This window comes from Corynebacterium sp. NML 120412 (genome assembly GCF_002285155.1).
Lineage (GTDB): Bacteria > Actinomycetota > Actinomycetes > Mycobacteriales > Mycobacteriaceae > Corynebacterium > Corynebacterium gottingense.
On sequence record NZ_NSGL01000001.1, the window covers coordinates 150,474 to 159,821 of the forward strand.

The 9,348-nt window shown below is 62.9% G+C and carries 7 protein-coding genes and 1 pseudogene; 4 read left to right on the forward strand and 4 right to left on the reverse strand.

Going from position 1 to position 9,348, the window contains the following annotated elements:
• Positions 1–13: 13 nt before the first annotated feature.
• Positions 14–160 (forward strand): annotated as a pseudogene (locus tag CKJ84_RS12660) (helix-turn-helix domain-containing protein); the annotation flags it as partial.
• A 36-nt stretch (positions 161–196) separates the two neighbouring features.
• Positions 197–934: a sugar-binding domain-containing protein gene (locus tag CKJ84_RS00600; RefSeq protein WP_369801161.1), complete on the forward strand. Its 738-nt coding sequence runs from the start codon at positions 197–199 to the stop codon at positions 932–934.
• A gap of 42 nt (positions 935–976) precedes the next feature.
• On the opposite strand, the gene CKJ84_RS00605 is transcribed toward CKJ84_RS00600, so the two are convergent.
• The 3 genes from CKJ84_RS00605 to CKJ84_RS00615 all read right to left on the reverse strand — a co-directional run bounded on the left by CKJ84_RS00605 (position 977) and on the right by CKJ84_RS00615 (position 4,713).
• Positions 977–2,338: an RbtT/DalT/CsbX family MFS transporter gene (locus CKJ84_RS00605; RefSeq protein WP_095545603.1), complete on the reverse strand. Its 1,362-nt coding sequence runs from the start codon at positions 2,336–2,338 to the stop codon at positions 977–979.
• Between the two features lie 153 nt (positions 2,339–2,491).
• Positions 2,492–3,892 carry a xylulokinase gene (gene xylB / locus CKJ84_RS00610; RefSeq protein ID WP_095545604.1) on the reverse strand — a complete coding sequence of 467 codons (1,401 nt, stop codon included), beginning with the start codon at positions 3,890–3,892 and terminating at the stop codon, positions 2,492–2,494.
• Positions 3,893–3,900: 8 nt separating this feature from the next.
• Positions 3,901–4,713, reverse strand: coding sequence for a DeoR/GlpR family DNA-binding transcription regulator (locus CKJ84_RS00615; protein WP_095545605.1), 813 nt, complete (start codon positions 4,711–4,713; stop codon positions 3,901–3,903).
• Between the two features lie 232 nt (positions 4,714–4,945).
• Between CKJ84_RS00615 and CKJ84_RS00620 the strand changes: the two genes are divergently transcribed.
• Together CKJ84_RS00620 and CKJ84_RS00625 are read left to right on the forward strand one after the other, a co-directional pair.
• Positions 4,946–6,259: an RbtT/DalT/CsbX family MFS transporter gene (locus CKJ84_RS00620; protein ID WP_369801162.1), complete on the forward strand. Its 1,314-nt coding sequence runs from the start codon at positions 4,946–4,948 to the stop codon at positions 6,257–6,259.
• 9 nt (positions 6,260–6,268) lie between these two features.
• Positions 6,269–7,777, forward strand: a complete 1,509-nt coding sequence (locus CKJ84_RS00625; RefSeq protein ID WP_095545607.1) for a mannitol dehydrogenase family protein — start codon at positions 6,269–6,271, stop codon at positions 7,775–7,777.
• A 169-nt stretch (positions 7,778–7,946) separates the two neighbouring features.
• Here CKJ84_RS00625 and CKJ84_RS11970 read toward each other — a convergent pair whose 3' ends face one another.
• On the reverse strand, positions 7,947–9,329 hold the full coding sequence (locus CKJ84_RS11970) for a hypothetical protein (protein ID WP_158221655.1): 1,383 nt from the start codon (positions 9,327–9,329) through the stop codon (positions 7,947–7,949).
• Positions 9,330–9,348: the final 19 nt, after the last annotated feature.

The window sequence follows — 9,348 nt, forward strand, 5'->3', positions numbered from 1 at the left end:
TAGAATCCCAGGCATGGAAGACGCAGATGAGGGCAAACTCTATGAGGCGGCACGGCTCTACTACGAGGTCGGATTGGGGCAATCCCAGGTCGCGGCTGCATTAGGTGTCTCTCGCCCAACCGTGTCGCGCTTGCTGTCGCGCGCCCGTGAAGCCGGAATTGTGCAGATCCGGGTGGTGCGTCCCAGCGCGACGACCATGACTCCACTGGCGCGCGAGCTGGCGGATGCGCTTGGGCTGCGTTGCGTCTACCTGGCTCCAGGTTCGCAGTCTCCCGCGTTTGATTACGGCATGGAGCCTGCGGTGCAGACTGCGCTGAAAGAGATGAACCTACGTCCGGGCGATTCCGTCGTGGTTGCGTCAGGAATGGCAACAGCGGGGATAGCAAACATGCAATGTAGCGGCCTGGATTACACCAAACTCGTCCCCGCGGTGGGAGGGGCCCACGAACCCGAGGTGTGGTACCAGACCAACGAAACGGTGCGACGCCTCGCCTTGAATTCCAACGCGGAATACACGGCGCTCTTCGCGGAGGCGATCCCGTCTGCGCCGGTGTTTGAAGCGCTGCAAAAAGACGAGTCTTTCCTGAATGTCCGGGCACAGTGGGAGCGAGCGCGTGGAGCCATCGTTGGCATTGGTTCCCGCACGACGGGCCGCGTGTCCATCTCTCAGGCCATTCCGAAGGATGCGCTCCCCTCGGCCGTCGGGGACGTGTGCCTCCACTTCTTTGATTCCCAGGGGCGCGAACTGAGCTTCCCAAACTCGGAACGCACGGTGCACATTTCGCGCGAGCAATTGATGGCCATCCCGGAGACACTGGGCTGCGCAGTCGGCCCCAAGAAAGTGGAAAGCATCATCGTGGCCGCCCGAGCGGGCTTCTTTAAAAAGCTAGTGACCGACGTGGCCACCGCAGAGTTGATCCTTCGCAGGATGTAGCGGTAACCAGTCGGCCACTATCGTGTGCAGGACTTCGCCCGGCTAGGCGGCATCGACTAGAGCGGCGTCCTTGCGCTTCAATTCTTTCCGGTACTCGGGGTCGTCCTGTCGCGTGCGCAGGCGTCCCACCAAGATGAAGGCGACGGCGTACAGTGCCACGAAAGCCCAGACAACGGCTGTGTTTTGTGCGTAGCTGCCGAGGTTGAACCAGCCGGTCACGTTGAGTACCACGGCGACTACAAGCGAACCAAGGAAGGTCGCGCCACCGGCGGCGGTAGTGTACATCGCCATGGCGCCGCCCTCCTGGCCAGGCGCGTTCGCGGCGACGATTGCTCCCATCGGGACAAACCCCGCCAAGAAGATGCCGTACGCGGTACCGGCAATGACGGCAAGGACGTAGCCGGAGGTGGAGCCGGGCTCAACCCAGTGCGGAACGTACCACCAGGCCAGGAGTGCAATGGACGAGGCCAAGATGCCAAAGTAGCGGACCGTGGACACCCAACCGTGCTTATCTCCAATAGCGCCGAACACTGCGTTGAACAGGATATTGCCGGCGTAGACGATCACCGTCATCATCAGCCAGCGGGATTGGCCCCATCCGAGCTCATCGGAGATCACGGCGGGGAGGATGATGAACATGCCGAACTGCGGTGCCGTGTTGATCATGCGGACAAGGAAGCCGTCGCGGACCTTGCTGTTGGACACTAGCAGCTGCAGGCCAGACATGAGTACCTCGGAATTGGACATGGCAGGCTCTGCGAGTCGGCGCAATCCTGTCTGGTCCCGGCACCCGAACCACGCGAGGGCTGTGCCGACGGCAGCGAGCGCGATGGACATGTAGAGGGCAGCAGTCTCACCGACAAAGCCACCCCCAAAGGCCGGAATAACACCGAAGGCGACCAGCGAGCCGAGCGTGGGGAGCCCGCCCGTGAACATGACGTAAAACCAGCCAATCGCCGTGCCCAGCTTTGATGGTCGGGCAAGGTGGTTGATCCAGACGAGGAACGCGAAGGCGAACAGGGGGAACCCGAAGCCGCGGATGAAGTACGTCAGGCCGACCAAGTGGAGGTTGCCGGTGCTGATAGCAAAAATGAATGCGAATTGGAAGACGATGAACACTGCCGCTCCGGCGAGCATGACTCGCTTCGGGCCGAAGAAGTCGGCCAGCGCACCGGACAAGTAACTCGCGACGAGAACGGTCAAGGAGTAGCCGGTGATAACCCAGGAGACCGTGGCTTCAGAGGTGTTCAGACCGGCGACGAGGTGGGGCGTGAGGAAGTTGGATTCCACACCCACCGCCGTCATGAAGAGTAGGACAGCTGGGAAGCCCCACTTAATTGGATCTGGAATGCCGGCCAAGTCCCATTTAGTGACTGGCCTCTCTCCGTGTTGTGTGGCTTCCATTGTCACTCCTTTGCAACGTATGTGATGCACGTAACTATGGGGTGGAAGTATAGGGCAGTCGGAAGTTCATGCACAAGCGTTTGTGACATTCGTTCACGCTTGGGGGTAGTCGGCAGCCCTGGAAGCTCTAGCCTCCCTCATCCTCCGGCGCCTCTAGGACTCCTGGCCAAACTCGTCGAAGTGCTCGGTGGCGTCACGAAGCGCTTCGTACTGCGCAACGGCCTGCGCGGAGTAGATCCCCTCGTAGGTCTGCGCATCATGCACGCCCCACTGCGGCGGCTCCGACTCGCCCGAGAGCGCCCACGCCGCCTGGCGGGCCGCGCCGAGCGCGACGAACTCGGACGCCTTGGGCACCACCACCGGGGCACCGAAGATGGTCGGGGCGATCTTTTGCACCGCCTTGCTCTTCGCGCCGCCGCCGATGAGCAGAACGCGCTCCGTGGTCACGCCGGTGGCGCGCTGCAGCGCCTCGATCGCGTCGCGCATGGAGCACAGCAGGCCCTCCACCACGGCGCGCGCGATGTCCTCGCGGCTGGTGGTCGTGGTGATGCCGTAGACCTGGCCCTTCGCGTTGGGCCGGTTCGGGGTGCGCTCGCCGTCCAGGTACGGCACGAGCGTCACACCGTGCGCGCCGGGCGTGCCCGCCAGCGCCAGCTCCGCCAGCTGGTGGTGGTCCACGCCCAGCATGGTCGCGGCGAAGTCCAGCACCTTCGCGCCGTTGAGGGTGCAGGCCAGCGGCAGGTAGTTGCCGGTGGCGTCGCAAAAGCCCGTCACGCCGCCGGTCTTGTCGTGCACGCTCTTGGTGGAGACCGCGCTGGCCACCCCGGAGGTGCCGATGGACACGCACACGTCGCCGGGCTCCAGGCTCATCCCCAGCGCGGCGGCCATGTTGTCGCCGGTGCCGGCCGCGACCTTGGCGCCGCTCGCGGTGGTGCCCACGATCTCGCTCGGCTCCGCAATCCGCGGCAGCGCCACCGGGGAGCCGAGGTACTGCTCCGCCAGCTCGGGGAGGAAGACGCGGTCGCGGGTGGAGTAGTAGCCGGTGCCGGAGGCGTCGCCGTGGTCCGTCGTCAAGCACTCGCGCCCGCCCAAATGCCAGGTGAGGTAGTCGTGCGGTAGGCAGACCGACGCCGTGCGCTGGGCGTTGTCCGGCTCGTGGTCGCGCATCCACCGCAGCTTCGTGCCGGTAAAGGAGGCGACCAGCACGCTGCCTACCTTCTCGGCGGAGGCTTGGGGTCCGCCGAGTTCGTGGATAAGCGTGCGTGCCTGCGGCGCCGACGAGGTGTCGTTCCACAACATGGCCTTGCGCACCACCTGGTTGTCGCGGTCGAGCGCGACCATGCCGTGCTGCTGGCCGCCCACGGACACGGCGTCGGCGCGCTCGAGCAGGCCCGCGGTGGCCTCGCGCATCGCGTCCAGCCAGGCGGTCGGGTCCACTTGCGTGCCCGTGGGGTGGGCGGCGCGGCGCTGGTCGATGACCTCGCCCGAGGCGGCATCCACAAGCAGCGCCTTCGTCGACTGCGTGGACGAATCAATTCCGAGTACAAGTGACATAGTGGCTCCTAGCTTGCGGTTGTGGTGGCTCGCGCGGGCTCGTCGGTGCGCACGACGTGGATCGTGGCGCCGGACTCCTCCAAGACGCGGTTGTGCTGGTCGGTGGTGTGTTGGTCAATGACAATGTCGTCGAAGGCAGAGAGCTTTGCCACGAAGTGCATCCCCTCCACCGCGAACTTGGAAGAATCCACCACGAGGACCTTGCGCTGGCCCAACCCGATGAGCGCCGTCTTGGTCACCGCGGCGTCCTCGTCCGGGTGACAGAGCGCGTCGCCGTTGATGGCGGTGGTGGAGACAAAGGACATCGACGCGGTCAGCGTGTCCATCGCCCGGCACGTGGAGGCGCCGAGGAACGAGTCGGTGGCCGCGACGTAGCGCCCGCCCAGCCCGGTGAGCACCAGGCCCTCCTGCGGGCGGGCGGTGGTGGCGATGTGGTTGAGCACCGACAACGAGTGGGTGATCAGGCCGGCCGGGTGGGCGTCCAGCGCCGCGTCGACCATCGCGCCGACGGTGGTCGAGTCGTCGAGGGCGATGACCATGCCGGGCTCAATGAGCGCCGCGGCCCGTGTGGCCAGCGCCTGCTTGATCTGCGTGTTGGTGGCGCGGCGGATGGCCACGTCGCGTTCGCGGAACTCGCCGTGCTTCAGGCGCGCGCCGCCGCGGAAGAGCTCCACCTTGCCCACCGAGGCCAGGGCCCGGAGGTCGCGGTGGACCGTCATCGAGCTCACGCCCAGCGTGTCGGCGAGGTCAACCGTTTTGGTGTCACCTCGCAGGCGGAGCTCGTCCATCAGCGCCGCCTGGCGGAGTGTTTGTTGGCTCATGTGCGTACTTTCGTCCTGGGGTGGGTCCGCAGCTGCCACAAAATCTAACATTTGCATGTTGCGAGATGTTGCTTTCGGTGTGGACATACCCCTGTGCGGGGGCGAGTATTTACAAAATTTCTCACAGGATGTTGCATTAAATGTGAAAGCGGTGCTACCTGTTGACCTAGGTCACACACATCCGCAGTCATGTGATCTACACCATTCACATTCTTACTGCAGGCTGGAGCAAATCTTGCAAACACAAGCAACACGGCCCAAAGACTGGGCCGATCGGCTTGGCTTCCCCCGACCGCTGCTGTGGGGCTTTGTTGGCCTCACCATCTTCATGATCGGCGACGGGGTAGAAACCAACATCCTGGAACCGTTCCTCTCCGGCGAGCACGGCTTCAACGTCTCCCTCGTGGGCACTCTGGTCACCGTGTACGGCGTGAGCGTGGCCATCGCCGCGTTCTCCGCTGCCGCCCTGTCGGACCTGTGGGGCCCGCGCAAGGTGATGATCATCGGCGCCGCCATCTGGGTGGCGCTGGAGGTGTTGCTGCTTACCGTCGCACTGCCGATGAACAGCAAGTTCCTCATCTTCGCGCTGTACGGCCTGCGCGGGTTCGGCTACCCGCTCTTCGCCTACGCCTTCCTAGTGTGGATCACCGCTGTCTCCGCGCCGGAGCACCGCGGCGCGGGCACCGGCTGGTTCTACGTCGGCTTCTCTGCGGGCCTGCCCACGCTGGGCGCGCTCGTGGCCACCGTCTCCATCGGCGTCTTCCACCTCTCCTTCTACCAGACGCTGTGGATCTCGCTGGCCCTCGTCGTTATTGGCGCGCTTATCGCGCTGCTGGGCGTGAAGGAAGCGCGCGGCCGCAAGCCGCTGGTGGAGAACCCGGACGACATCCGCGACACGCTTGGCGAGTCCTTCCGGCTCCTCGCCCGCGACAAGCGCGCCATCTACGTCGCCGCCATCCGCACCATCAACTCCATCCCCACCTACGCCATGGCTGTGTTCTTCCCGGCGTACTTCTCCGAACGGCTGGACTGGCCGCTCGAGTGGTTCCTCATCATGACCACGGTGATCTACCTGGTCAACCTGCCGTTCAACCCGCTGTTTGGCATCGTCGGCGACAAGATCGGCTGGTCCAAGACCGTTGTCTGGGCCGGTGCCATCTCCTGCTGCATCGCGCTCGCGCTGGTGTACTTCGTCCCGATGCTCTCCGTGGACGCGGGCCTGCCCGACGGAGTCGGCTTCGCCCTCTCGCTGGTCGCGGCCTGCCTCCTCGGCGTGGCCCTGGCCGGGTTCGTCCCGCTCTCCCCCATCGCCGTCTCGCTCAACCCGGAGCGCCCCGGCGCCGCCATGGCCGCCTACAACCTGGGCGTCGGTGGCGCGGTCGCGGCCGGCCCGCTGCTGGTGGCCGTGTTCTACCCGCTCGTGGGCGCCACCGGCCTGATCCTCATCTTCTGCGCCCTCTTCCTCCTCGCCGCCTGGATGGGCACCCAGCTCAAGGGTACGCAGCCCGGTTTCGACGGCGTCCCCCACACCACCTCACTTGCCTAAGGAAGCACCATGACCATCCACCTCTCCAACGACACCCTGCAGCAGATCGCTGAAAACACCGACGTCGTCGTCCCCACCTACGACCGCTCCGCCGTCACCCCCGGCATCGTTCACTTCGGCGTCGGCGGATTCCACCGCGCCCACCAGGCCCTCTACCTGGACAAGCTCCTCTCCCAGGGCCTGAACACCGACTGGGGCATCGTGGGCATGGGCGTTATGCCTGGGGACTCGCGCATGCGCGACGCCCTGAAGTCCCAGGACTGCCTCTACACCGTCACCGAGAAGGCGCCGGACGGCTCGGAGCACTCGCGCGTGGTCGGCTCCATCATTGATTACGTCTTTGCGCCGGACGACCCGCAGGTGGCCGTCGATAAGCTTGCGGACCCGCAGATCAAGATCGTCTCGCTCACGGTCACCGAGGGCGGCTACAACTTCGACCACGTCCGCGGCGAGTTCGACCTGCACAACCCGCACATCGCGGCCGATATTGAGGCGCTGCAGGCAGGCGACTTCGCCTCCCTGACCACCTTCTACGGCCTGATCACCGCGGCGATCCTCACCCGCAAGGAGCGCGGCACCCGCCCGTTCACCATCATGTCCTGCGACAACATCCAGGGCAACGGCCACATGGCGCAGCGCATGTTCCACGCCTTCGCCACCGCCGTCTCCCCGGAGCTCGCCGAGTGGATCGAGGCCAACGTGACCTTCCCGAACTCCATGGTGGACCGCATCACCCCGGAGACCACGGACGGCGACCGCGCCGACATCACCGAGAAGTTCGGCTACGTCGACGAATGGCCCGTGGTGTGCGAGGACTTCACCCAGTGGGTGCTGGAGGACAATTTCGTCGCCGGCCGCCCCGACTACGACAAGGTGGGCGTTGAGCTTGTCCAAGATGTCGTGCCCTACGAGCTGATGAAGCTCCGCCTCCTCAATGCCTCCCACCAGGGCCTGTGCTACTTCGGCCACCTCGCCGGCCACGAGCTCGTCCACGATGTGATGGCGGATAAGCGCTTCCGCGACTTTCTGCTCGCCTACATGGAGCGCGAGGGCACCCCGTCCCTGCGGCCGCTGCCGGGCGTGGACCTCGACGCCTACCGCCACCAGCTCATCGCCCGCTTCGGCAACGCCGCGGTGAAGGACACCGTCGCGCGCCTGTGCGCGGAGTCTTCGGACCGCATCCCGAAGTGGCTGCTCCCGGTCGTGCGCGAAAACCTGGAATCCGGTGCGGCTCCCGTGACGCTGTCGGCCGCGATCGTCGCCTCCTGGGCCCGCTACGCCGAAGGCGTTGACGAGCAGGGCAACCCGATAAAGGTGGTCGACCGCATGGCGGACCGCCTGCAGGAAACGGCGCAGGGTAACCGCGAAGATGTCCTCGCCTTCCTGCGCGACCGCGAGGTCTTCGGCGATCTGGTTGATGACGAACGATTCACCGAACCCTACGCGCGCGTGTTGAAGTCGCTGCACGAGGTCGGTGCGGAGGCGACGCTGGATGCGTTGCTGGCGGAGTTGGGGTAGGAGAGAGTGCTCGGTCCCTGGTCCAGTGCATTTCCATGGATTGGATCAGGGGTGCACCGGCACGTGCTGTGAAGAAATCTCTATGCGTTGCTACGAGATGAGCTCGTATTTGGAGTCGTGCGGGAACCTACAAGGAAAGGGAGCCAATACTTGACTGGTGGCGGTGTCTTTACCAATCGTCAAAAGGATCGTGAGTCACACCGTACGTAAACCGTCTAGGGTTCCCGTAGTCAATTTGGATCAACTCCTTCAGGGTGCGCATTTCAACTCCTAAAATCTTGGCGAGCAATACGCGCACAATGAACAGCGCCTCGATGTAAGTCCGGATTTCATCGTGAGAGTCAGAGGTAACTGTTTTCCCAGCGTGTTTAGTGCGGTTATACGCGTCAGCCATTCTCGCGGACCAATTCGGGAATTGGTTTTTATTGAAGATGCAACGAACCTCTTTCCGGATTCTGTCGCATTCAGTTTTGAAACCAACGAAATCATCCTTGGTTTCTTCTTGCGGGAAAAGATAGTGGAAGATCCCGTCGATTGCGTTACCGATGAGGTTAATGCGTTGTGGAAGGACGAGGTCCTCTCGCAGAAGTAGATTCAAGCTCTGGATCGTACGAGCTGAGCGTGGGTCGTTATATATTTCGAGCCACTTACAAATACCTTCTCGACCAATCTCGCTGAAAGGAAACAGATGGATCGTGGGCGGTTTCTGCTCAGGGACCGACTGGATTGTGTCGATCCCATCCATCGGTTTCCAGTCAGGTTCCTCGTCTTGCTCTTCCGGCTCAAGAATGCTGAAGCACACATCGATTTCGAGTACTTCTTGAGGAGACCAACTCGAAATTGATATGAGGTCCCGTATTGCCTCGATATCCCTGAGAGATGGCCGCCAAGGCCCAGGAGCGAAATAATCTAACTGGAACAGCCCACGACTTTGTACGGTGACGGCGGGGCCGCGGTGAGAAGGGTACCCGCTTTCGTGAACAGCCCACGTTGATCGGAGGGTACGTCTGAACTTTGACGTTTTGTCAATTTCAAAAGGTGGATTGTTGATAGTTTTCACCGAAATTGACTCGGGACTGCTGCCGTTTTTGCAACTTGATTCGCGTTCGACCGCACCCTGGCCTATCCAACTGAACAGTCCACTGATTTCTGCTCGCATAGCTCCACACCCACCACCTAGAAGAATTTCTGGAAGGAGATGAACCGCATGCTCCGCTACAAACGAGATGCTTGCGGTATGCCGAAATGTTGACGATGACCGCCCTGACTCGCGGCACCCGTAGAGAGCGATGGAAGACCCGGCTCCGCTGAATATGAAGTAACGAGTGGTGTTCTCAAAAGAGGATCCAGGGTGCTGTACCCCACCCAGCCCTCCTAAGCGTTCGAAGAAATGGGCCTCTGGGTAGAGGATCGTCACCCTAATCCGGCCATCTGCAAGTTTTTCGATGAACCCTGTCCGTGCACTTTCGATAGATTCTCGCGCGTCAAAAACGTCTCCAAAAAGCTGCTGTCCGGGCATTAGCCGTTTTCTAATTGGCATGAATGCTTTCATCTCCATATCTTCATGCGTC

Coding starts and splice junctions, on each gene's coding strand:
- xylB (WP_095545604.1), bottom strand. CDS start 3,892: ATGTCACTTGTACTCGGAATTGATTCGTCCACGCAGTCGACGAAGGCG.
- CKJ84_RS11970 (WP_158221655.1), bottom strand. CDS start 9,329: ATGAAAGCATTCATGCCAATTAGAAAACGGCTAATGCCCGGACAGCAG.
- CKJ84_RS00615 (WP_095545605.1), bottom strand. CDS start 4,713: ATGAGCCAACAAACACTCCGCCAGGCGGCGCTGATGGACGAGCTCCGC.
- CKJ84_RS00625 (WP_095545607.1), top strand. CDS start 6,269: ATGACCATCCACCTCTCCAACGACACCCTGCAGCAGATCGCTGAAAAC.
- CKJ84_RS00600 (WP_369801161.1), top strand. CDS start 197: ATGACTCCACTGGCGCGCGAGCTGGCGGATGCGCTTGGGCTGCGTTGC.
- CKJ84_RS00605 (WP_095545603.1), bottom strand. CDS start 2,338: ATGGAAGCCACACAACACGGAGAGAGGCCAGTCACTAAATGGGACTTG.